This is a genomic window from Paenibacillus sp. FSL W8-0439 (genome assembly GCF_038008995.1).
GTDB classification, from domain to species: domain Bacteria; phylum Bacillota; class Bacilli; order Paenibacillales; family Paenibacillaceae; genus Paenibacillus; species Paenibacillus polymyxa.
Map to the genome: position 1 here is coordinate 3,168,566 of NZ_JBBPAK010000001.1, position 24,462 is coordinate 3,193,027.

Below are 24,462 nucleotides of genomic sequence, written 5' to 3' on the forward strand. Positions count from 1 at the left end.
TGTAACACTCATTTGAAATAGGTAAGCCGGGACGAAAAGTTCCGGCTTTTTTTATATAACTTATGCTATTTTGCTTCGGTTGGCGTTCTGAGTGAATAGCCAATACCTCGTTCCGTTCGAATCATTTTAAACTTTTGTCCTCTATCTACTTTAACCCTTAAATGCCTGATGTACACATCTACTACGTTCGTATCAGCGATATAATCATGTTTCCAAACATCTTTTAAAATTTGCTGCCTGCTGCAAACTTGGTTAAGATGTATTGCCAGATGTAGCAAAAGATCGAATTCTTTCGGAGTTAATTCCAGTTTTCGCTCCCCTCTGCTCACCATTCTGCTTGCAGTGTCTATATGTATATCCCCCGCTTCGATTGCCCTTTTCACATCACGTTCAACACTAAAAATTCGTAATAAATTAGCCACTCTAGCCTGAAGAACTCTAGGATAAAAGGGCACTACCATTACATCATGAGCTCCTTGTTCAAAGCAGGAAACCATATGTGCCTCTTCATCTGATGAAATCATTGCAAGTATCGGGACATGAGGATGGTTCTGCTGCAAAATGCGAATCAAGCCTTGAGTGCCCGCCTGTTCATCTTTAATGTTTAGGAGTAGCAAACTCACAGGATGCTGAGCTATATAAGAGCGTACATCCGACGTATTACGAACATGAACCACCTGATAACCTGCCTGCTCCAATGGACGAACGAATACAGCGGGCGCTTCATTTTCATCCACAAGTACAATTAACGGGCTCATCTTTTTCACCCACCTGGTTTGGACATCGCATTACATATTGGATACGAACAAGTTTGTTATAAGCCATTAAACATATTTGTATTAGTGTAACAAAAAAGCAGAAAATCATTCTCTGAAGAATGGCTTTCTGCTTTAAGGTTTATGGTTTTTAGCCCAAATAACGATGATATAGACTTCTTGCTTTGGCCACGTCCTTTGTCCCATGGATCAGCGCTCTGCCATCTGCAAAAACCACCAAGCGATGCTCTCCCACACTAAAGGAAACCAGATACGAATTCCACTCTACGTTTCCCTCGCCTAATGCTGCAAATCTATCTGCTATCTCTGCGAGATTCAGATATATCCGGTTGGCAGGTCTTATTTGAACGGTATCCCTACCGCACAAAACATCGGTTTTCTGCCGATGAGAGGTCGATAAATAGGGATACGTCGGTTGGCTACCGCAAGAAGGACAATTCGACTTTTTGAGACGATCCACTGCTATTGCTACATATTCATTTTTCCACAAATCAAACGAAAGCAATTTTCCTCTCAAGTCCTCGGGATATCCACCAAGAAGTTTGAAAGCTTCTGTAGTCTGATTAGCGGTGACCATTTGTACTGCCTGCGGAATAATGCCGGCTGTATCACATGTTTCTCCTCCAAACGGTACAGTTCCCATCAGACAGTGTAGACAAGGTGTTTGACCCGGTAAAAAAGTGTAAGTTACACCGTAGCTACCCACACATCCTCCATAAATCCAAGGAATATGATGCTTGAGAGCCATGTCGTTCATAAGAAGCCGAGTATCGAAGTTATCGGTTGCATCCATCATGAGATCCACCCCCTGGATCAACTCTTCCAGCTCTTCTACCCCAACATCCAAAACATGTGCATGAATGACTGTTTGCGAATTAATATCCTTTAATCTTCGCTGGGCCGCTATTGCTTTGGGACACCTTTGCGCTGCATCACTTTCCTGAAAAAGCTGCTGGCGCTGCAAATTGCTCCATTCCACATAATCCCGGTCTACGAGACTTACCGTACCTACGCCTCCACGAACTAGCGTTTCTGCAATGCCTGTACCCAGCGCTCCAACACCTATGATTAGTACGTGAGAAGAAGCAAGCCGGCGTTGGCCTGCAGGCCCAAAGGGTGCAAACCTTTCCTGTCTGGAATAACGATCAATTTGTGGTGTTCCAGCACCGGATTTTTCAGATATCCTCATCCTTGAACCATGCCTTCTGTTGGGCTGCTCGCTGAAGCATATCGTTTTACAGGTATCATCCCTGCCTCAAAACCATATCTGCCTGCACGCACAGCCAGCTTCATGGCCTCAGCCATTTTCACAGGGTTCTTCGCTCCCGCCACAGCTGTATTTAGCAGAACACCATCTGCTCCCAACTGCATCGCCATTGCTGCGTCACCAGGTGAGCGAATACCTGCATCGACGATAACCGGAACTTCTGCTTGCTCAATAATTAACTCTAATGAAAACGGATTGAGCAAACCATGTCCTGTACCAATCGGTGAGGCACCAGGCATAATGGCATGTACTCCAAGCTCTTGCAGCCTCTTTGCTAGTATCACATCATCCGATATGTAAGGCAGTACGACAAAGCCTTCCTCTAGCAGTTTTTCACTAGCCTTCAATGTTTCAAAAGGGTCAGGCAACAGCGTTTTGCTATCCCCAATGACTTCTACCTTAATCATATCGCACAAACCAGAGGCTTTTGCCAACTTGGCAATACGGATTGCCTCTTCTGCTGTTGTTGCTCCTGCTGTGTTGGGAAGAAGTGTATACCGGCTCAAATCTAGCGTTTCAAGAAAATGTTGCTTATCCCGTTCCTCCAAATTCAGTCTGCGCACAGCGAACGTTAATATTTCCGTCTCAGCAGCCTCTACAGCCTGGGATTGGATATCCAGATCCGAAAATTTCCCTGTTCCCAGCAACAGCCTTGAAGTAAAAGATGCTTTTCCAATGGTTAACATGATCAACCGCCTCCTACAAAATGTACGATTTCTAGGCAATCTCCATCCTTAAGTACCGTCTCATGATGATCTTCACGGGTCAATATATGCCGATTCAGCTCTACCACTACGGTTTTCACCTTTAAATCAAGTTCATGCAGCAATTGATCCACATGAGTGATTCGATTAGAAATGGTCATGCTCTGTCCGTTAATGGTTAGCTTCATAAGCTTTCCTCCTTGAGGAGTTCAGAAGAAAATTTGCTTATTCCAAGTCCAGCTGCACCTGCCCCTTTAAGCATAGCTGCCATGGCTCGCCCAGTCGCATCACTAAGCAAGACACCGTTACGATAATGCCCGACTGCAGCATAGACGCCCTCTACTCCAGGAACAGGGCCAATGAAAGGACGCTCCGCAGCTGCCTGTGGACGTAAGCCCGCCCAAGCACGTATAAAAGAAGCTTCTTGTACACGCGGCAACCAGGCAGATGCACGTACTAACAGTCCTTTTAAGCCTCCTACGGTCACCTCTTTGTCATATTGATGTGGAAGACTCGTAGCCCCAATCCAAAGCTCGTTATTCTGTTTAGGCACGAGGTAAACATCATCGGCATAAATGGTATAATCCAACGGATGGTCCTTCAAGGAGACTGCTACCACTTCACCCTTGACTGGATAAAGAGGATAATCAAATCCAATTTGTTCTAGCAATTTCAAGCTGTCCAAGCCTGCGGCAATCACGACCTGATCGCAGGAAAAAAATCCACTATCCGTTCGCACACCGCAAACTCGGCCGTCCTGTATGATCAGTTCCTCAGCATGAGTTCCAGACCATATTGTTGCTCCCAGCACCGCAGCTGCCCCTGCATAAGCACGGCAAAGCTGAACAGGGGCCACTTGTGTCTCCTTTGATCGGTATATAGCCCCAATTACTTGATCTGCCAAGCCCGGAATCCGTCGAGCCAATTCCCTGGCATCCCACCAAATAGGGCTATCATCCTCTCGGATATTCGCAGCATTCCAGCGCCTTTGGCCCTCTGCTTCTGAACGAAAAGGGGTCACAAAACCTTCTGTACGAAAATCAACTGAAATACCCGATAAACGCTCCAAATCACAGACAAGGTCAGGGAATGCATCTCGACTTGCGCGAGCAAATCGTGCCAGCTCAAGGTCTGAGAACTCTTCACTTTCCGCTGCCAGCATTCCCGCCGCTGCTCCTGATGCTCCCTCACCGGGGATACATCGTTCCAGCATAATTGTACTTCGTCCCTCCTTAGCCACATGATAAGCAATGGCACTGCCGATCACACCCCCGCCTATGACCAAGCATTCTGCGTGTCCTATTGCTTTTTTCTCTGTATGTGTCTTTGACATATGTTCCGTGTCTCCTCTCCGGTGAGCATTCTGCTTTCCCTTCGTCTCGTTTTCTTGCTACAGGTCGTGAACTACAAGATCTACCATTCGCCTATATTCCATCGCTGCTGCAACGGGTGACTCTGCTTCCCATATACCAGACATCACCGCAATTCCGCTTGCTCCGGCATGATAGAGCTCTGGAACATGATGAGGTTGTATGCCTCCCAGCGCTATCACCGGAATGGCCGACAATCTGCAAATGCGTTCAAGCTGTGCTACACCCCGCGGTACAAGACCGGCCTTACAATAGGTCTCATATACATGACCAAATAGTACATAGTCTGCTCCCCCCTGCTCAGCGGTCTGCACCTCCTCCAAGGAATGTACAGACACTCCACAGCGTGTACCCACTGGAAGCAGACTTTTCGCATCCATCACAGATAACCCATTAGCTGGTAGCTGGACAGCTCTTGCCAAGATAAGTAAAGCTACGTCCATACGGTCATTTACTACAATTTGCTGCAAAGGAACTTCCTGCTCGATCATGCTACGAGTCAAAGAAAGCAAAGCAGAGGCACCCTTCTGTTTCGAACGTGCGTGTACATAATGAATATAAGGACAAATAGCGGCAGCCACTTGGGGTACATCCACACAGGAGATGCTTTCCATCGTAATTACGTGTAATTCGATCTCATTTTCACCTCACTTGGACTAAAAAATATAAAATAATCGTATAAGCTGAACTATATTGTTGCAGCTCCCTATTGGGTAATATCATACGGAGCCAGTCACATGTACCAGCAATAATGAAAGGAGATCATATGTAATCCGTCTACGGAAGCTCGAACAAATGAGGATGAACGAAACGCAAAAAGCCACTTCCCAAAGGAAGTGGCTTGACAAACGTTCAAAATCGAACGGACTATTATATCCGTAAACGTATATCGTTCCCTGCGCAAACAAAAGTAAAGAGCTACTACCTTGTTTGTACAGTACTCACTTCCCTACGCTGGCATAACCCAGATCAGGTACAAAGGGTCCGAAATCCATTTTTTTCGTCTCAGCCGCATGGGCGGCTCCCCTAGTGTGACTATTTTATTGTATCAGCTAAAGATAGCTTAGCATATTTTCCTAATTCTGCAAACCCCACCTTGTGTGAAATCTGTCAGAACTGGATTTTAGTTAACTTTACTAGACCACTCTTCTACATTCCACGTTTTGGTTACCCAATCCTCGTAAAAGTCCGGTTCGTGGGATACAAGCAATACGGTCCCTTTGTATTCCTTCAAAGCGCGTTTGAGTTCATCCTTTGCTTTGACATCCAAGTGGTTGGTAGGCTCATCAAACAGTACCCAGTTGCTCTCACGCATTAACAGTTTACAAAGGCGAACTTTAGCCTGTTCTCCACCACTAAGCGCAGACAAAGGCCGGGTGATATGCTCATTCTTCAAACCACAGCGCGCCAAATGCGCTCGTACTTCATGCTGATTCAAATGCGGAAATTCATTCCATACATCGTCAATCGGTGTAATTTTCTCCGCCTTTACTTCCTGTTCAAAATAAGCAGGCTGCAAGAAATCCCCTTGATAGGTTTTTCCGCTGATTGGAGGTATTTTTCCAAGAATGGTTTTGAGCAACGTAGACTTACCAACACCATTGCAGCCAACAATTGCGATCTTTTCGCCACGTTCGATCGTCATGGACATTTTAGGCAAAAGGGCATGAGTGTAGCCAATTTCAAAATCAATACCCTCAAAAACCGTTTTCCCGCTCGCACGGGCTTCTTTGAACTGAAAGGTTGGCTTTACAGCTTCTTCAGGCTTATCAATACGTTCGATCCGATCAAGCTGCTTTTCACGGCTTTTTGCACGGCCTGATGTAGATGCGCGCGCTTTATTGCGCTGAATAAAATCTTCCTGTTTCTTAATATATTCCTGCTGCTTCTCATATGCATCAATATGCTGTGCTTTGTTCAGATCCGCCATTTCAAGAAACTTTTCATAGTTAGCTGAATAGCGGGTCATCTTAGCAAATTCAAGATGGTAGATTACATTAACGACTTGGTTCATAAATTCAGTATCATGTGAGATGAGGATAAAAGCATAGGGATAATCCTTCAAATATCGCGTAAGCCATTCAATATGCTCCACATCCAAATAGTTGGTAGGCTCATCCAGCAGCAATACATTTGGCTTTTCCAACAGCAACTTAGCAAGAAGCACCTTTGTCCGTTGCCCACCACTAAGTGCTGCTACATCCCGATCCAGTCCGATGGCAGAGAGACCTAATCCATTCGCCATTTCTTCAACCTTCACATCAATGAGGTAAAAATCCCCCATATCCAATTGCTCTTGAATTTCTCCCATCTGTTCCAGCAAAACTTCCAACTCTTCGGGAGAAGCCTCTCCCATTTTGTCTGTAATTTGCATCATTTCCTTTTCTAGTTCCAACAAAGGAAGAAAAGCGTCTTTTAATACATCACGTACTGTTTTGCCCGGCGTCAGCTTGGTGTGCTGATCCAGATAGCCATAACGTACACGTGGAGTCCATTCCACTTTGCCTTCATCTTTAAGCAATTTTCCAGTCAGAATGTTCATGAGTGTCGATTTACCAACACCATTAGCTCCTACCAATCCCACACGTTCCCCCGCAAGTAATCGAAAGGAAACATTTTTAAATAATGCACGGTCCCCAAAGTTGTGGGATACATTTTCTACAGTCAATAAACTCATAAGCTGTTTTTGGCTCCTTATTGTCATCGGCACTGCCGAGTGTTCTTATTTCATCAATCTTTCGTTTCTTTCAAAGCTTTATTGTAGCACATTCGGCACCCTTATCGGAACATTGAAAACAGCGAATTTTAAGGTTTTCAGATGGATAGGCCTAAAAAAAGAAAGCCAGCTAATGTTAGTCAAGGGTTCCACCAACATTTTAATGAAAATATACGCTAAGGACATGGCTTATTTTTCTTGCCCTCCTTACCCTTATTAAACCGGATTTGAAAGTAGTAGAAATTGATATTGGCCAACTTGATATTGGTCAACTTGCTTCCCAAAAGTCGGTAAATAGCAACGTATTGACAATCAATATGTCTTGAAGGTTTTTCGCTTGCTAAATCATATCGAATTAGCGCTTAAGCTCCTCTTCGGTAGGTACATAAGGAGTTTCTTTGCTTCTTTTGGCAATTTAAGCTTCAAGCTTAGTTCTAAAATGTTGGAACAGCGTTGAAGTTAGTATGCAGAAGCTTACAATTCCAAATAATGAATACCTTAATAATTGATAAGTTCTAATAACAATTAAAAAACAGAACTCTATGTAGACAGTCCTCATGAGTATCGAAGGAATAATAAAATGGAGAAAATGTAATTATCCCGGCCTGGGTTCCGGACCGGGAAGAAATAAAATATAATTGGATTTATTTATCTTTCAGCAGACATGGCAATTTCTTTTGATTCATGAACTGTTCCAAATGGATGCTCAGGCGGTGCATAGATAACGTATATCTTAAGGGGCATATTTCCTGTATTAATTACATTGTGCCATTTTCCAGCAGGTATCATAATTGCATAGCCATCATAGGCCATCACTTGAAAATCTAATTGGTCTTTCCTATCCCCCATTTGAACAAGTCCCTGACCTTCTTCAATACGTATGAATTGATCAGTTGTTGGATGAGCTTCTAAACCGATATCATCGCCAACATTAATGCTCATTAGAGTCACTTGTAAATTTTTTCCTGTCCATATAGCGGTACGATAATTTTTGTTTTGTTTTGCAGCCAGGTCCATATTCACTACAAATGGACTTTGTCCATAATCTCTTAATATTATCTTTTCATAGAGATTACTGTCGTTATTATACCAATTGTAGTATTGAGGATCATAACTCCGATAATTGTAATTACAGCTGTTATACATAGGAATATGCCATGGAAAGTGATGGCATGATTTATGGTACATACTCATTCTCCTTTATTTGATTCAGTGTTTACTTATCATATGCGGCTGCCTATATAAAGGACTAAAAAACCTTTAACAATAGGCAAAAGCCTAATTGAGGCCAAGACAAAAATATTCACAAGCGTTTTCGTCCTTCACTTCAAAAGACGTTATTACTTAAAGTTACATTTAATAACACATACTTCCAAGTGGTATCATCTTCTTTGGAACTCCCCCGGTAAGTCGAGTATTAAATTCCATTTATTTGACTCACTCTTTAAAAAAGCAGTGACCAAAAAGGCAAAAGACTAGGCTGGCACTGCTTCTATTGGCTATCGGCTTGGCTTGGAGATTCGTCTATTTCTCTGCCCATTTCAAAACAAAGTTCTTCCCAGCTAACGTCATATTAACCTCCTATTAAAACAGGCCAACCTTTTGGTTGACCTAATAATACGAAACCCACCCCGGAGGGTGATTATTTTAAGCTGTTATGATATTGGTACTCAAAATAACCAGCAGCTGCCGCAGATTTTTCATCCGTAAAACGCTCAGTCGCTTGAAAAGGGGTTGGATATGAATCTCTATAAAAATATTTCATTCCAGTACCCGGTTCTATGCCACCAATAATAGATTGCTTTCGGACGACTCTTCCACCACCAAACCCATAGTTATTGTAATACCTGTCTCCAACTGGAATACCTTGGATAAACGCGATCATACCCACATCATCTATTGTGTTATACCACTCCTCTTGTGAAATGAGTGGTAGGGTGAACGTATAGGAAATGCCATTCCGTGCTGCTTTTTCGTTATGGACATTAATCAGTCGAGCCAGATCTTCCTGAATGGTGCGAACAATGGTGGAACGGCGTATTTGCTCAAAGGTTAATGAATTGTTCAGTAACGAAATGGGGGTCTGACCCTCAAGCTCTTTTTGAAACCCCTCCACCCATCTGTGATTCTGCGCATCATAGGCATGTAGATAATTATCCAGGGTGAATCCCACACTATTGCCTGCGGAATCAACATAGGCATAAGGCTTTTTTTCGCTCCACTTGGGGCCTATAACCGCTTGTCCATACGCATCTTTATAGGATGATGAAGCGAACGTATAATAACCATCATAATCCAGTATCACAATAGCTGGTATGTAATTCAATAACGCACGTTGTGCTGCTGTATCCCCATCAGTGCCCATATTAAGGAAGAAAGTGTGCAAGAACGTGGCCAGCGCTTCTTCTTTATCTACACGAAAAAACTTATCTGATCCATATCCGGCCTCGCGTTCCTGACGTTCATTCTGTGAGAGCACAACACCTGCATCCTGAACTGCGGTACGGAGAGCAGACGTATATTTCATTTCTAGCTGCTGTACTTCACGCTGATTCTGCACTCGTAAATCACTAACCACACCAAAGGGCAAAAAGAGTAGGATAAATATAACTGCAAAATCAATAATCTTCATTCAAAACCATGCCCCCGTAAGAAGCTGAAACTGCCGGCTTATCGTTATCTATTCCACCCAGAAGCCATGATTTGTATAAATCCGCAGGAGTCCGATTCGTATTATATAATCGTACTGTAAAATAATCACCGGCCATCAAGGTATACCGACGTATCTGTTCCGACTTGGGCTGCGAATGATCAGGAAACAGTACAGGTAAGATTTGCGGGTTATAGTAACTATCGTATACAACTTCATAATTACCCAGAAAACTGTCTGGCTTCGCCGCATCTGCATAATTCGGTACATATTTTTTGTGCATATGCTCCAAATCAACTTCGTACGTATTGCCTGTCAGCTCCAGATCACGTATAAAATCGTTATACATCGTCGGTGTAATGTAACCTTTGGTTCTTACCATATCAACAAAATGTACAGTCGAATGATATGTATTTAACCCGGATATATCATCCTGCCGTTCAGCAGCTTGAGCTGCGGGTACGATGTACAAAAGTAATACAGCTAGCAGTGCCCCCAACAGCTTAGATATTGTTTGAACCACTTCAGTCCTCCCCCAATTTCTCAAAACGTACAGATGTTATGTCTCCATTTCCATTACGCTGTGGGTAGATGGCATATATAGAGGAAGCATCCAAGGTAGATACATCAGGCTCAAACGGTTCAGAATATACATCGTACTCTGAACCGTCAACTTGAACCGAAATCCCCTCCTGCACGTTCAAGCGAATGGTCTGAATGACTTGAGTCCCTTTAATCCGTTGCGGCGTCTCCACCCCTATAGTACGGGAGATCCGTCCCTCAGATTGCTCCTCCTGCTGCGACCTTAATTCCAGTGCACTATCCAGTTGACTGGACAAGTTTGCTGCTGCTGCACATGCGGTTACAAATAGAATAGCTGACACACCAAGCCGCAGCATACTTGAAGCGGGATCAGACATGCTCACATCTCCCTTATGAATATTATTCTTGTTGTACTACTTAAGACTGGGTAAACAACAACCCGCGTACCACGTTAGATTTGTCTTTAACGATTTCAGCCTTGAATTTACCACTTGGATTTACATATTCATTCTCCTTTTCATTCAGTGTATTCGCGATCTTTCCCGTCTTATCGTTGCCGCCATTCACAGCGCCATACTGCTCACTATCTGGACTAATGTTCAGAGCATTTCCGTACCACTGTCCTGACATATTTTTTCCAGTTTTAATCTGAATACCAAACTGGTCCTTTCCCTGAAACTTCCGCAGCGCATTGGTTACCTGTGAGCCGCTAATCGTTGTGCCGTCGTATACCGTAAAAGAGGCTTGAGACAATTCGGTCTGGATATCGGCGAAATTGTTTTGTGCCGTTTTAGTGGCTTCCTGAGCTGAGATAAACAGTATAACTACAATCGTAATTAGTGCGATGGTCAAAAAAATCCCAGCGGCTACCTTTAATGCCGTTGATGCATTATTCATCTTTTTCTCTCCTCAACTTGTAATATTGGTTAAGCATTATTGAACTTACTTACTGAATTTTTTGTATTTGCTCATAATAGCTATCCATTTGAACAAAGCTCATTCCAATCAGTGGAATTACCAAATATAAAAAGATAAGACCATACATTGGGGCAAAACCAATCATCCTCCCCCAGATCGCCTTGCTGTCTATTATTTTTTCATACTCCTGTTTTCTTTGTTCAAAATAGTAGGACATATGGGATTCCAAATCATCAAATGCCTCTCTAATGGTAATTTTACCCAAAGATAAATGAAGCTTGTCCACCAGACGTTGAAATTCCGGCAAAGGTGCTTCTTCTTTCAACAAATCGAGAGCCGCCTCTGGCCCATGTTCATAATGAAGCAGACATTTTTGCAGAGGTCTTTTGAAGATTACTGAAAATCTATTCAGCCACTCCAATATTTCCTCGACAGACATTCTTTCCATAACCCGTAAAATGGAAATAACCGTTTGAAACTGATAGACCTCATGCTTCATGTCCAAATGACGCATTTTCCGTTGCAAATATAATAAAAGTATGGGCATTTGGTAGGCTACATACCCTGCAATCATACTAATCAGTACTTCCCACCACTTTATATATTCTTCATTCCAATCTTTCAGTTTTTGGAGAATTCGATGAGTATTCCTTGATAGCTGCTCGGGAGTAGCTGTGCCATTAGCATAATGTTCTAAAGAAGCGTACGTTCGCTCGTATGTGCTGTCCGCTTTCATGTTCAACATTTGCATGATTTTACGGTCAATCTCACTCTGCTTCAAAGCTTCCTTTTCCTCTGTCGGACTTAAACGTCCAAACATTCGCCCCGATTGTACTGGCGCGTGAAGGATATGCGTTTTTTCAGCTCCATGTAAAACAAATATAGTACTAATACTAAGCACTAATCCTAAGATAAAAAGAGCAATTCTGCGTATGTAGAGCCACTCGAGCTTTACCTCCGCACCACTTTCCTTTAAGAGTCGGGTTATCTGGAAATAAGATGACATATGCTGCCGAGGAATTAGAGATTCCACCATATTACGAATGATGGGCATACGATATAACCTCTGCTCCCACACCCTCCGCCCTTTACCCGCACGATATCCTGTCTCGTCGGACTGTTGCAGTTTCTGTAACAGAAAGTAGGATAGGATGATAACAATGTAAACGGTCAATTTTGTGATATAACCCAATTTCCCCTGATAAAACTCATCCATGGATGGAAAGCTGGATCTCGCCCATCTCTCGATTGGGGTAGTAAAGAAAACAGGGGCCAGAGCGATCACGTTTAAACTTTTTAGCAGGTAGTCCAGTTTATTTCTCCTCAGCAACTCCAACTGGATTTCGCGTGCAAGACTGCTTAGCCCCTTTAAATAAATGGAACCACCATCCTCAACCCGATCACCAAACTCCATGACCATATACGAGATACCAGCAAAGGCTTTTAAAAACCGATTTGGAGCTGATTCATAATATCTTTCGAGGGCCTCGTGGGGATCCGCATCTGTCAGCGCCTCATGGATGAGCCGTGCATGTCTTCCAGCCTCTGCCTCTGCTAAATCGGCTGCTTCGGATATGGCTTCTTCCACCATACCGTGCTGATGATAGTGATGACGTACATTGGCGAACAATTCGATCATTTGCCCAAGTAGCCTTTTTTCCATTTGGCTAGTGGTCACGTCTATAATAAGGCTGTTGATTACCACTCCGCATAAAACGGCCAATACAGCAAACTCTATTCCTGGTTTCATCATCAACAGCACAACGCCGCTGCAAGCAAAAGCCCCCCAAATGAACAGTATCATCTTCATGGTCTGCAGACGAAGCTTATACTCATCGTATGCATGCTGACCAGCTAGTCGCTTACGTACACTTGTGATGTATCCAGCTGTGATAGGGACCCTCATACACAGCGTATACAATTTATGCATTAAAGTTTGAAGTTCCCGTTGAAGTACCGCTTTTCCCTTTCGTGCTTCCTGTACAGAATGAATTCTACCTCTGCGAACTGCATAGCTCTTATGCTTATGCAACCCATACAAAACTGTATATAGAACTGCAAATCCCCCACCTGATATAAGCAAAACCCACAATAAAATTTCTTTAAGACTCATAGTCTTCCTCCCAATAACGGGTCAAAAAACTGCGGAAATCTGCCGCATCGTTTGCATTCATCTGCTCACACATTTCTTCTACACTTTTAGCTGTTAAGGGCTCCATTGGTATATAGCTTCCATTTCGATATTCCATAACATGGCGATAGCTATAACTCGATGAAGCATTGGGACCTATATTCGTATGCTCTGGATTACGCGGTACACATTCTGTGATCCGTTCGATATAACGCCGCCCTTGCGCATCACGCTTGAGATGAACATCAAAGTTAATGACATGCACTACCTGTTCTTCAGCAATACCTTCATGCTGAAATACTCCTGTTTTGAGCAGTGAATTACGAAGTGAAAATACAAGATCACGAAATGTTTTAGCATGGTGAGTAAAAATAGTAAACAAACTAGCAACCTGCGACATTTGAATCATCCAAGCAGCTACTTCATCACTCGCTACTTCGCCTAGAATATTAACGGTTCCATCTGTTTTTTTCTGCAAGTCAAGACCTTGTTGCCCTGAAATGTGATCTGTTTCTCGAAAAGTAAGAATATTACGGCGACTGTAAATGCTGCGTAGATGCAGTTCAAAGGCCATTTCCTGAACGCGAAGCGTATACGAAGCGTAAATATGCTTGACCATCGCCATTAACAATGTTGTCTTACCTGAACCCTGCGCACCTGTAATTGCAGTAATCCGACTGCCTTTCATTAGATATGATAGTAGCTGGATTGGAACATCAGCGTTTTGTCCCCTAATTAACTGTTCGAGCGAAGCGCTTTGAATATCAAATTTACGAACAAAGAAAGCCCATGATTCAGAGAAAGGCGGGCGCACTACTACTACCCGTGATCCATCCTTCATTTCATTGACCTTATAACCATTCGCTTCAGAAAGCTGTCCTGGGTAATTGTATTTGTAAATATTTTGACATACCCTTTTAAGCTCACGTTCCGATCCAAAGGAGAGGAATGAAAGGTGGATAGTTTTACCTTTGTAGAAAATCCATACACTCTCATATCCATTCGTTATGGGCGCAGAGGTTTGTTCAAATGCATACCTATCTGAAGGCCACTGTGGTGATGAAGAAATACTCCCTTCCGGCACACCACTTACGCCCCCACTTACACCATCGATCCTCTGGTCACGAATATCATCAATGACAGAAAAACCTTTGTAATGTTGATAAATCCGCTGCACAATAATATCCACTTTCTCCATAAAGGAAAGGGGACGGTATTCACAGTCATAGATATAGCGGATATCCTCTGTCGTTACGAAATAGCTTCCATCCTCTTCACCTTGCTGTGAATACCTCATTTCGGCTAAGTCATAAGTATCAAGCAAACGTGATAGTGCATCCGCGCCAAATTTCTGCTGATATTGGTAAAAAATAATTTCGAATTGATCTTGTGTGCTAAACAACTCAGGTCTGGAGAATGGCATAACAGTATCGGCGATTTTCTCGTTCAGTCCGTAACCGTTAATCAGAAGCTCACTCATCAGATTTTTAACAAAACGTTTATCTCCACTGCTGCCATTGGCACAGTCCTTTAACGCCCTTCGTAGTTCCGCCCTTTGATGGATACGCCGCCTATATTCCTCTTCATGTAATCCGGCATCCGCCATCTGGCTATGACTTAGTTCATGAAGCGCATTTTTGATATACTCTATCAATGTTTCGAATGTGGCATCTTCGCTCTTTGGTTCTACCCGAAGAGCTGAATGTTGCGAGTGAAGATTTCCTCGATATTTAAAAATAATCAGTACGATGCACAATAGCACAATGCAGGTAATAATTAATCCGTTGATCATATGAGCGGACAGCATTAAGCGCCCCTCTCCAAAGCCTTGAGCCGAAGATCGGACTCTGCCGCCTCCAGAATAGCTTTGCTAATCTGCCGTATGCTCTGCGCCCATCCTACAGACATAAAAGGCTTACGTTGCTGCTCTTTTCCACTTCGCACCTCGCGTTGCACATGGCCAATCACATCCCTGCGGTTCCATGCATCCATAAAGTCGGTGCTGTAAGGGACTGTAAGCAAAGTGCCCTTGTAGCCATATCTCCTGCGGATATTCGCTTCATTCGCTTGTGAATGTACATCATATTTTCCAAGGACAACTAATATGGGTAATGACGAATATGTGGATAATGGAGACACAGATTCAAAATAAGCGTCCAACTCACGCATATTCTGAGTGAGTGAAAGAACGGCCAGTTTGGCTTGTGCACATGCTTCATGCTGTACAGCCCCCCAGCCTACTCCACTCCCTGCATCAATCAGCGTTAAATCATAATATTGATTTGCTGTATCAATTACCACTTTTACAAGATCAGGGGAAAGTAGCGGCGGTGCAGCTCCAAAACCAGAGGTTCCCTCAAGTACATCCAGAGTGTGTTCTAGTACAGGTGTCGTATAGTTACGAATATTTTCTCTAGACAGCGTCCCTCTCAGAACTAAACGTGAAACAGCATCCCAGCCCCCTTCCTGAATCTGTAGACTTGGATCGTCCATGCCATACTCCTGTATAGGAAATCCTGATTCAATACCGGTATGCCTACGGCCCAAATGAGTCAACAAAAGTCTTCCTCTATATAAATTACCTATGGTAATTGCTATTGCTGCCGCTAATGAGCTACTTCCACTCGCTCCCTTAGTGGGGCTCCAAAACAAAATGATGCTCATGCTCTCCTCCTTTCCGCACGCTTTAGCGCACGACGACTTTCTTTTATCTCCCAACTCATCCATTCTCCAATACAACGGCACAATTCTCTCTTATATATTCTGGATAGAGGTTTTAACAGAAGCTGTTTTTTATGCTCATTTTCCAGCTTTAGAGCAAGCTGTCCTTCATCCCATGGCAGTACATACGGCTCTGGTTGCCATAAGGCAGGAAAGCGATTCATGTATTCCCACAAATACGCCTCCTCCACACCGCAATCCACTGCCTGTATAAATAGCTTGTGAAATACAAGATCTTTGGGAAATCCAGGTTGGCCAAACAAATGCTCAAGCCAATTCTGTCCGCTGTGCATTAGCATGTGGCTATAATCACTGACCCAAACTCGGAGTTCCGAAGTTTTCCAAACAGAAATTGGACAAAAATCAGGTAGCTCTACATCCAAAATAACAATGTCATAAGTCTGTTCTGCCTTTTGATCAGCCAGCATACCGATATGCAGATCTTCCCATGCTGTAAATCCAATCGCCACATCGAATCCACAAAACTGTGTAATGGGTAGTAGTTTATCGAGCATTCCTATGCTATACCGATATTGTCCCCGCAGTGTAGCGTCCACAAGCAGTACCTGTTGGCCTGAAGCTGCCAATACGCTGCTGATGTATAATAAAGTATCGCTTTTGTCACAAAGACCGGCAAATATCCATGTTTTCATACTCCCGTTCCTTTTCTCTCATTTATTTGGCATACGGATCAGAGCTACCACCCTGCGTTAGAATCTTCGTTTGTTCTTCGTGGTCCTGTTCCTCACTCCCTGTATCATCAATTCCACTTACTGCATCTTCAATAGTTGTGCCTGCATGCTGAGCTGCAACCTCCTCACTTAGACCTTTTTCCACAGGTGTTGAAATCACATTGTTTGATGAATTAATTGCATTTTCTAGAGAATTTCGTAGCTGCTTGGACAGTTTTTGTTCAGCAACACGGACTAAATTCGGATCACTATTCATTAACGCTAACACCTGTGCATTAGGCGGATAGGTCGGTATGGCCTTGGGCTGAAATTGGGGATCTACATATGTCAGAGCATAGATGGATGCTTTATGCAGATAGGCATCTACAATAGCACTCGAAAGGGATAGTATTTCCTGCTCATTCATAGTAACCCATACAGTTGGGCCTTCTAGCCGAGAAATCTTCTTTTTGGATAATAGAATGTAATCCTGACCTGTTGGAAATTGAATGCGAATATCTACCTCGTCCCCTGGCTTCAGGCTGCTGGGCAGTACCACCACTTTTAACTCACGGTTGCGTAGATCCTTAGGTGTGGGTTCATCAGCAGTAATCATAGCTGATGTAAGCACAGCTCCTTTTTTTAGTTCTATCTTAGCTGTAGTGCGAGAAACTTCACTTTTATTTGTCAACAAATTAGACGGGGCTTGAGAACCAGGAACCTTAATTCCCTTCAAATCATTAGATGTAATCTGCTCGCCCGGTGAAATGTCACGAACAACCGCCCAGCCTGTTTTCGCAGTCCGTTGCTCTTGTTCATACAGTTTCCATTTCTGCTCTGCCTCCACCTTTGCCTGCTTCCTGATCTCACTCATTTGATGGATATTCACCATAAGGTAGCCCACAAAGATCATGCCTACAATACCCGCGCCAACACAACCTGCGTATAGTTTTTGTTTGCTGCTTTTTCTTAGCTTGGACACACAGCTTCTCCCCTACCTCTTTAGATATATACCTGCCTATTTAGTGCTGCTGTTTAAGGAATCTGAAACGTCTTTTCCGAGTGTCTGTAATGACTCCACGAAAAAGCTCGTCCAATACCTGATCCATTTGATCATCCCGTTCGAAAGGATCTGAATGGAACGGCAGCGCAAATACTTTATCGTGATCTAGCTCCTTTCGTAACCTGCGGACAGCTCCCGAGGGTGCCAATGGCAAGCAGTAATTCCATTTGTGTTGCGGATGACGCTGAAGAGATCGGGCTAGACCCGTTATATCCTGAACTCTCCATTCGGCCCCTGAGCCAACAACTAGCGGATAATCGGCTCTCAAAAATTCTTCCAGTCGTTCATTGTCCTGCCCATTCCCCAAGTCCAGTACGATAAATCTGTAGGATCCTCCCAGCAAGGAAATGACATCTGCACGAGATGTTTGCCGCCAATAATGAACTCCATCGACTTCAAAACGCCGACTTGAACTTGCTTGTCCAACAGGTATGCCTTCCACGACTTCTTGCAGTCGGGCAAATGCCTTAGCTGTACTATGCAGCTCAACCAAGGCTACGGAGTGGGTCTTTCGAGCCAAGTAGTGGCTCACTGCAATTGCTGTGTGCGTAGCACCGGAGCCGGAAGACACACCCAACACTGCCACTACCCTTGTTCCAGCATAATCCGATGAAGCATTACTAACAGATTTCCCTGGTTGAGCAGACTGAAAATTAGCACTGCGCCTCAGTTCTCCAATGACCTCCTCAGCAGACTGAAATCGTTCCTCAGGATGATGCCGCAGCAGCTTTCGAATTATCGGAATCAAATGTCGAGGCAATTCCCCGCGAATATAAGCTTCAACTCCTGCTGTCCACTCGCTATATTTACCACCTGTACATAGATACAATAGTAACGCCCCTAGACTGTACAGGTCCGAGCGAGCATCCGTCTGTCCTGTTCCATATTGCTCTGGGGCAGCAAAGCCCACTGTGCCCAGCTTTATCGTATCCTGATCCAGCTCGGACTTATAGCTCCTCGCTATCCCAAAATCGATTAGCTTAAATTCCATTTCCGGTGTCAGCATAATATTCGCCGGCTTGAGGTCCCGATAAATGACTGGCAATTGGCGGGTATGCAAATAATCAAGTACATCCAGTACCTGCAGAGCGAATGGAATGATTTGCTCCTGTGGAATACAGCCTTGGTATCCCCTCATGTATGCTTCCAGTGTAATTCCTTCGATGTAGTCCATAACCAGATATACCGCACCAGATGGAGGATATTCAAAAAAATCAACAATCCTCGGTAAACGTGGATGGCTTAGCGAAATCAACATTTCGGCTTCCGTCCGTACAATCTTCATTATTTTTGGATCGGCAATCGACTCCTTCACTGCCCAATGCTTGCCCGGCAGCTTTAAATCTTCGGCCATGAACACGCGGCTCATGCCTCCCGAACCTAACGTACGAATAATTCGGTAACGTTCACCGACAATTGACCCGAACTCTAATTGTGATGGTTGATTCATCATTCTCTTACCTCCCTTCTACAAGCAGACAACGCAAAAAAGGGAAAGCCACCGCAAAATGAAGTCTTCATAATGACATGAAAACAATTTTCGCGGGATGCTTTCCCTTGATTTAATACAAATATTTTTTAAAGGAACAATTTGGATTTATTATATAGCACACTGCATCTATTGTAAAGAATTATTTTCCATACTTGATCATATACAGGGTAATTTCATCTCGGTTATGGAAAAGCTGTTTGGCTCGCTGAATCTGCATGCCGGACTCCTCAAAGGAAGCAATCACATCATGAATAAGCGCCAAGGGCTTTTTATGCATTAGCTTGACTGTTACGATAGCCGTACCACCACTCCGCAAACTATACAGTAAATCAGTAACGAGCCTTGCCATCTGTTTTGGACTCCAACTCATATCACAAACCAGCAGATCGAACGAATTCTCTTTAAATTTGACTTCACTTGCATTTTTACGCAAAAATGTCAGATTGGCGTACTTCATCAGCGATGGCTCCATCTTGGCCGGATCAACCGCTGTAACTTTCAGTCCACGCTCCAGCAAGAAGGAAGTCCATCCACCCGGTGCTGCCCCAATATCCAGTCCCTGATGGAAAGCGCTAAAATCAATGCCGAACGTTGCTTCTGCTTCCAGTAGCTTGAATTTGGCACGCGAGATCTGTCCGTCTTCCTTCTGAAAACGAACTGCACCTCCGCTCCAATCTGATAGGTTGTCCTGAGGATGTGATACGCCTGCGTACCACGTATCTGTATCTGCAAAAACGGACACAATAACATCGGCGCCATGTACTACCAATTCCATAGGTAGATCACTTAATTGTTCACTCAAAGCCAGCTTGAGCGTACCTGCGCTTTCAGCCCAACTGCTATTAGATCCTTTGCGTACTTGCAAAGAAACACGTTGATCCATCAATTCCCTGCGGTTACGGATAAATGCAACCAGACGCTCTTGCACTTGAACCAGATCCGTACCTTCCTCCTGAAAATGAACAGGAAACAAGTGACGCAGAAACATCGGTGGCTGACCTATAATCGTCTTCACTGCCTCAATTTCTTGCGCAGGTAATGTTGCTAGAAAAATTTCACCAGGTAGAAGCATCGTGCTTTTCACAGAGCCAAATAATCTTCTAAGCTCCTCCTGAGCATAGGGTGCAAAACCATGGTTGGCCGTACAAACAAATCTCGATGTCGACAAAGTGGACTCACTCTGTTCATCTGTATTCACGTATAGTTCCTCCAAAATAACGTTACCCTCCAGCGCACACCCGAATCCAAGGACGTTCTCCATCCCATTCTAGCTCAACTGGAACTTCATAAGTGTGCATAATCAATTCTTTCGTTAAAACTTCTTTTTTCAATCCAGCAGCTGCGACCTTGCCATCCCGAATCAACGCAACATGCGTAAAGAGAGGGACAATCTCCTCAATGTGATGAGTTACATAGACCACTGATAAGTCTCGCTTGCGAAGCCGATCAATCTCGACCAACATCTTTTCCCGTTCAAATAAATCCAATCCGGCACAAGGCTCGTCCATTATCAGTAGGCGAGGTTCAGCCATCAGCGAGCGGGCCAGCATTACCTTTTTACGTTCTCCTTGAGATAAGGTACCTAACGGGTGATGAATCAGATCGCCTAAATTCATACCCTCCAAAAGAGATACGGCTTTTTCTTTTGCCTCCGTCGGAATCTCCTGATAAAAACGCAAAAAAGCATACGCACCTGTAGCTACTACTTCCCAAACGGGATCTTTTAGCGCCAGCTTTTCCAGTAATGTCTGGCTAATGTATCCGATCTGCTTGCGAACTTCCCGCACATCACATTGACCATACGTTTGCCCAAGCACCTCAATCGTACCACGACTTGGAAACATATACCCTGTCATCATTTCCAACAATGTTGTTTTGCCGGAACCATTTCGACCCAGAATAGCCCAATGTTCACCTTCTCGTATTTCTAGGCTTACATCGTCCAAGATACGTCTTTCTTCCCGCTGTAATGTAATGTTCTTCATGGATATCATTCCATCACGCTCCTTATCCTGCTCAGCAAGTGTTCTACAGATTCCATTTTGTAGATGATTTCAGGATTTTTGTTTTCACCATTATATATAAGAAGCGCGGGGACACTGGAAATCCGATACTCCTGAACCAGTTCAGGAATATAGTTAATGTTGCTCTGCACCACTGCTTCTTCGGGGAGCAAATGCTCTGCTACCTCTAACATTCTACGGGCAGCCGCGCATGTTCCGCACATGGGAGTGTATACAAACAAAGCCAGCTTGCATCCCTCCCATATGGCACGGCGTGCTTCTTTTTGTCCGATCTCTTTCATCGCTTAGACTCGTTTATGATCTCTTGCATACGCACCTCAGGAATCGGCCCGTTATGCACAGTGACTCCCTCCGGCTTATTCGCATAAAGCAGTTCATACATGGCTCGCCGCCCCTGCGGACTGGAGGAATGCAAGTAAATTTCACGCGGATATAACTGTTTACTTGCAATAGCAGCAGCTACATCCTTTCCCGTCGGTTGACCCGGACCCAAATCATAATCTAACGATAATATCGAAATTGGGTATTCATGAAGCAGAAGCAGACACTCATCCGCGTCCCTTGCCAGCTTAAAACCTGGAGGACAAGGTCGATAATCGTCCATAAACAAATACACCAACTTCTCCTCCTTCTTCCCAAAAAAGTAAGCTTACATAAGCCTCTAAGATAACTATTATTTATTTAAAATAATTTACTCCCAGCTTTGAATCATTCGAATGTCCTCCTGATGTGTCCCATCAGGTCCCGCCTCACTCTCCAAAACGACGGGAATACCTCTTACAGCTTCTTGTTCTGTTATCCAGCGCATGCCTTCAATACCAATGTAACCTTGCCCTACGCGCGCATGTCTGTCTTTTTTAGAGCCGTACGGGTGTTTGGAATCATTCAAATGAACTCCGTACAGCGCTGACCAATAACCGAGACGGTCCCCTTTTTCAAACAAAGCCTCGTCCACTCCACCGTTCCACAATCCTGCTGCATACGCATGACAAGTATCCAGGCAAAATCCGATGCTGCCAGGATCTCGACACAATTGGCGAATTTGGACCATTTCCTCGAGCGTGGTTCCCATGGGACCGTGATCCCCAGCCTGATTCTCAATTAATATTTTAGCATTTCCCTGCCAGCCTTCCAGCACATCATTCAGACAGTTAATAATATTATGATAGCCCTCCAGCGGGTCAGACGAATGCATATGCCCAAAATGAACAACTATCCCCTTCGATCCACAGGCTTCAGCAATATCCAAATCGTTGCGTAATGAAGCAACCATCAACTCATAAAGTTCCTGACCACGTTCGCGACCATGAGCTGGATTAACGGGATATGGCGAATGAGCAATAGATTGAAGCTGGTGCTCTGAGCAGTAATCTTTACAAGCAGCAGCATCTATGGAGTTCCATTCCTTCAGCTTGAGACTACGAGGATTTTTCGGAAAATATTGAAATGAACGTCCTCCCTGCTCTCGTGCACGTATAGCAGCTTTGGAAAAGCCACCCCGCGTACTCACGTGAGAGCCGATAAGCAATTTAGGCATCATGCTGCTGCACCGGGCAATAAAATGCTTTTTTCCCCGCCAGCTCGACTCTTACAATTTTCCCACCGCTTGGAGATTCTTCTCCTTCACGGTCATATACTCGACACTGATGATCAAAGCCACCTGTGAGCGTGTCTCCCTCCATTAGAGGCATTTCCATATAACCGCCCTCCGCAGTAGCTTCACGAAGTACGGATTGAGTAGCATGATATAGCTTCTCCACTTTTTCTGGGGATTGCACAATATTTTGCACCTTGGAACCCGGTGTAAATCCGGCGATATATGCAATTTCGTCCGAATAGCAATTGCCAATCCCCGAAAAAACCTGCTGGTTTACCAGTGTTGTTTTCAAAATTCCCCGTCGCCCTTTTAGACGTGCTGTAAAATTTTCCAATGTCATACGACGGTCTAACGGATCAGGTCCCAGGTCTGACAAAGCTTCATCTGTTTCTTTAGCCGTCAGCAAGTGCAGATAACCTAAGCGCAGTCCGATAAAATAAAGCTTCGCTCCGCTAAAATCCAATTCGATCTGAACCGTACGGTCTGGACGTTGCTCCTCCGTTCCCAGATACAACAATCCTCCCAACATGAGATGAAGCACAAGCCGTTTACCCGTATTTAAATGAAAAATCAAATGCTTGCCCCGACGCTCTAAATATACAACGGTCGCACCTAGCAATTGCTTCTTAAAGGTTTCCACTTCAGTATTAATGGACTTTTCACGGCTAACCGCCACTCCAGTAATTGGAATGTCCAAAATTTGTTTTGATAATAAGATTCTGTAGTTTTCCATTTCAGGAAGTTCCGGCATATCAACATCTTTCCTTTCGTAGCTCATAGCTTTGAATTCTCATATATTTCTAAGTCATATCCTTTTATGATTTCAGCTCTTTTTGCATCCATTCCTGCAGTTCGTCCAAACTTTCAAACATCAGGTCAGGTTTTACTCCAACGGCACGAATATGTTCATCCATATTAGCGCGAGTCGTCACACCCGTCAGAATCAGAGCTGTTTTACAACCTGCTGCTGCACCTGCCGCAATATCTGTAAGCATATTATCGCCCACAACCAGAGCTTCATCCGCTCTAATGCTCAAGCGATTTAGTGCATAATTCATTAGCACGCTTGAAGGCTTGCCGATGACGACCGGTTTGACCTGTGAAGCAGCTTCAATGGCAGCTCCAATGGTACCTGCACCTGGTGTAAGCCCGTCATGCGAAGGCAATTGTAGATCCGGATTTGTCAAAATAAATGTAGCTCCCTCACGAATCCAACGCATGGCAGCTGCCAGCGTTTCATATGTAAATTGACGATCTATCCCCTGTACCACATAATCAGGATGATTCTGAACAAGCTGCAAGCCAGCCCCTGTGAGTGCCTCGCGTAATCCCGTTTCACCAATACAATATACATGAGCTCCAGGGCTTTGCTGTGCAACATATTGTGCAGCTGCTAACGCTGAAGTATATACTTCATGACTAGCTGCTTCAATTCCCATACCAATCAAATGCTCGGCCACCGATTCGGGTGTGCGTGAAGCATTGTTGGTGACATATGCATAAGGTATATGCTCTGAACGCAATCGCGAAATGAACAGATCCGCACCCTTGATCATCCGATTTCCATGATAAAGTGTTCCATCCAGATCAATAAGTAACGATTTTATCGCAATCCCCTCCCCCGCTTCATTTCATACATCATAATATTGAAAATAATAATTCACCCCATGAATGGTATTCTCCTTTTTATTTAACCACCTGAATGACTTAGGGCATTAAATAATCGGTCATTTCCATTCCTCTCATCTATCTTAAGTCAAAAATGCTTATGAAGTCCATGTATTGCTGGTAAACCATCCAAAATAGCGTCATCCCTCGC

25 protein-coding genes and 1 riboswitch are annotated in these 24,462 nt (G+C 44.0%); all 25 genes read right to left on the bottom strand.

Features of this window, described 5'->3' with window-relative positions; all coding sequences use genetic code 11:
- Positions 1-65: 65 nt before the first annotated feature.
- The 25 genes from MKX36_RS13455 to MKX36_RS13575 all read right to left on the bottom strand — a co-directional run bounded on the left by MKX36_RS13455 (position 66) and on the right by MKX36_RS13575 (position 24,199).
- Positions 66-758 carry a response regulator transcription factor gene (locus MKX36_RS13455; RefSeq protein ID WP_107733519.1) on the bottom strand — a complete coding sequence of 231 codons (693 nt, stop codon included), beginning with the start codon at positions 756-758 and terminating at the stop codon, positions 66-68.
- A gap of 148 nt (positions 759-906) precedes the next feature.
- A complete protein-coding gene (locus MKX36_RS13460) occupies positions 907-1,965 on the bottom strand; it encodes a ThiF family adenylyltransferase (protein ID WP_016821916.1) in 1,059 nt (352 codons plus the stop codon).
- Entirely contained in the window at positions 1,962-2,729 is a 768-nt protein-coding gene (locus MKX36_RS13465) for a thiazole synthase (protein ID WP_340864872.1), read from the bottom strand. The genes MKX36_RS13460 and MKX36_RS13465 overlap by 4 nt, the downstream gene beginning before the upstream one ends.
- 2 nt (positions 2,730-2,731) lie before the next feature.
- The gene (gene thiS / locus MKX36_RS13470) at positions 2,732-2,935 is read right to left on the bottom strand and encodes a sulfur carrier protein ThiS (RefSeq protein ID WP_340864873.1); all 204 of its coding nucleotides are present in this window, start codon (positions 2,933-2,935) and stop codon (positions 2,732-2,734) included.
- Positions 2,932-4,080 carry a glycine oxidase ThiO gene (gene thiO, locus MKX36_RS13475; RefSeq protein ID WP_340864874.1) on the bottom strand — a complete coding sequence of 383 codons (1,149 nt, stop codon included), beginning with the start codon at positions 4,078-4,080 and terminating at the stop codon, positions 2,932-2,934. Before thiO ends, thiS begins: the two co-directional genes overlap by 4 nt.
- Before the next feature lie 57 nt (positions 4,081-4,137).
- On the bottom strand, positions 4,138-4,731 hold the full coding sequence (locus MKX36_RS13480) for a thiamine phosphate synthase (RefSeq protein WP_340864875.1): 594 nt from the start codon (positions 4,729-4,731) through the stop codon (positions 4,138-4,140).
- Between the two features lie 315 nt (positions 4,732-5,046).
- Positions 5,047-5,155, bottom strand: a riboswitch (TPP riboswitch).
- Between the two features lie 85 nt (positions 5,156-5,240).
- The gene (locus MKX36_RS13485; protein WP_045244496.1) at positions 5,241-6,794 is read right to left on the bottom strand and encodes an ABC-F family ATP-binding cassette domain-containing protein; all 1,554 of its coding nucleotides are present in this window, start codon (positions 6,792-6,794) and stop codon (positions 5,241-5,243) included.
- A gap of 687 nt (positions 6,795-7,481) precedes the next feature.
- Positions 7,482-8,021 (bottom strand): cupin domain-containing protein, encoded by a 540-nt coding sequence (locus MKX36_RS13490; protein WP_340864876.1) that lies wholly within the window; start codon positions 8,019-8,021, stop codon positions 7,482-7,484.
- 454 nt (positions 8,022-8,475) lie between these two features.
- Positions 8,476-9,465, bottom strand: coding sequence for a hypothetical protein (locus tag MKX36_RS13495; RefSeq protein WP_340864877.1), 990 nt, complete (start codon positions 9,463-9,465; stop codon positions 8,476-8,478).
- On the bottom strand, positions 9,452-10,006 hold the full coding sequence (locus tag MKX36_RS13500; RefSeq protein ID WP_045244605.1) for a hypothetical protein: 555 nt from the start codon (positions 10,004-10,006) through the stop codon (positions 9,452-9,454). The genes MKX36_RS13495 and MKX36_RS13500 overlap by 14 nt, the downstream gene beginning before the upstream one ends.
- 1 nt (position 10,007) lies before the next feature.
- On the bottom strand, positions 10,008-10,403 hold the full coding sequence (locus tag MKX36_RS13505) for a hypothetical protein (RefSeq protein WP_340864878.1): 396 nt from the start codon (positions 10,401-10,403) through the stop codon (positions 10,008-10,010).
- Positions 10,404-10,443: 40 nt separating this feature from the next.
- Positions 10,444-10,923 carry an ABC transporter permease gene (locus tag MKX36_RS13510; protein ID WP_340864879.1) on the bottom strand — a complete coding sequence of 160 codons (480 nt, stop codon included), beginning with the start codon at positions 10,921-10,923 and terminating at the stop codon, positions 10,444-10,446.
- 49 nt (positions 10,924-10,972) lie between these two features.
- The gene (locus MKX36_RS13515) at positions 10,973-13,057 is read right to left on the bottom strand and encodes a hypothetical protein (protein ID WP_340864880.1); all 2,085 of its coding nucleotides are present in this window, start codon (positions 13,055-13,057) and stop codon (positions 10,973-10,975) included.
- Positions 13,047-14,882, bottom strand: a complete 1,836-nt coding sequence (locus tag MKX36_RS13520) for an ATPase, T2SS/T4P/T4SS family (RefSeq protein ID WP_025365031.1) — start codon at positions 14,880-14,882, stop codon at positions 13,047-13,049. The genes MKX36_RS13515 and MKX36_RS13520 overlap by 11 nt, the downstream gene beginning before the upstream one ends.
- A complete protein-coding gene (locus tag MKX36_RS13525; protein ID WP_340864881.1) occupies positions 14,882-15,739 on the bottom strand; it encodes a hypothetical protein in 858 nt (285 codons plus the stop codon). The genes MKX36_RS13520 and MKX36_RS13525 overlap by 1 nt, the downstream gene beginning before the upstream one ends.
- The gene (locus MKX36_RS13530; RefSeq protein WP_290403094.1) at positions 15,736-16,449 is read right to left on the bottom strand and encodes a hypothetical protein; all 714 of its coding nucleotides are present in this window, start codon (positions 16,447-16,449) and stop codon (positions 15,736-15,738) included. Before MKX36_RS13530 ends, MKX36_RS13525 begins: the two co-directional genes overlap by 4 nt.
- A gap of 22 nt (positions 16,450-16,471) precedes the next feature.
- On the bottom strand, positions 16,472-17,449 hold the full coding sequence (locus MKX36_RS13535) for an SAF domain-containing protein (RefSeq protein WP_340864882.1): 978 nt from the start codon (positions 17,447-17,449) through the stop codon (positions 16,472-16,474).
- Positions 17,450-17,489: 40 nt separating this feature from the next.
- Positions 17,490-18,983 carry a serine/threonine protein kinase gene (locus MKX36_RS13540; protein WP_113050715.1) on the bottom strand — a complete coding sequence of 498 codons (1,494 nt, stop codon included), beginning with the start codon at positions 18,981-18,983 and terminating at the stop codon, positions 17,490-17,492.
- A 178-nt stretch (positions 18,984-19,161) separates the two neighbouring features.
- Positions 19,162-20,220, bottom strand: coding sequence for an SAM-dependent methyltransferase (locus tag MKX36_RS13545; protein WP_290410006.1), 1,059 nt, complete (start codon positions 20,218-20,220; stop codon positions 19,162-19,164).
- 22 nt (positions 20,221-20,242) lie between these two features.
- Positions 20,243-21,016 (bottom strand): ABC transporter ATP-binding protein, encoded by a 774-nt coding sequence (locus MKX36_RS13550; RefSeq protein WP_017427705.1) that lies wholly within the window; start codon positions 21,014-21,016, stop codon positions 20,243-20,245.
- The gene (locus MKX36_RS13555; protein ID WP_107733508.1) at positions 21,013-21,327 is read right to left on the bottom strand and encodes a thioredoxin family protein; all 315 of its coding nucleotides are present in this window, start codon (positions 21,325-21,327) and stop codon (positions 21,013-21,015) included. Before MKX36_RS13555 ends, MKX36_RS13550 begins: the two co-directional genes overlap by 4 nt.
- Positions 21,324-21,662 carry a cyclic-phosphate processing receiver domain-containing protein gene (locus MKX36_RS13560; protein ID WP_016821941.1) on the bottom strand — a complete coding sequence of 113 codons (339 nt, stop codon included), beginning with the start codon at positions 21,660-21,662 and terminating at the stop codon, positions 21,324-21,326. The genes MKX36_RS13555 and MKX36_RS13560 overlap by 4 nt, the downstream gene beginning before the upstream one ends.
- A gap of 75 nt (positions 21,663-21,737) precedes the next feature.
- Positions 21,738-22,586, bottom strand: a complete 849-nt coding sequence (locus MKX36_RS13565) for a deoxyribonuclease IV (RefSeq protein ID WP_029515048.1) — start codon at positions 22,584-22,586, stop codon at positions 21,738-21,740.
- On the bottom strand, positions 22,576-23,394 hold the full coding sequence (locus MKX36_RS13570; protein ID WP_026065468.1) for an Fpg/Nei family DNA glycosylase: 819 nt from the start codon (positions 23,392-23,394) through the stop codon (positions 22,576-22,578). Before MKX36_RS13570 ends, MKX36_RS13565 begins: the two co-directional genes overlap by 11 nt.
- A gap of 64 nt (positions 23,395-23,458) precedes the next feature.
- Positions 23,459-24,199: an HAD-IIA family hydrolase gene (locus MKX36_RS13575; protein ID WP_045244487.1), complete on the bottom strand. Its 741-nt coding sequence runs from the start codon at positions 24,197-24,199 to the stop codon at positions 23,459-23,461.
- Positions 24,200-24,462 lie beyond the last annotated feature (263 nt).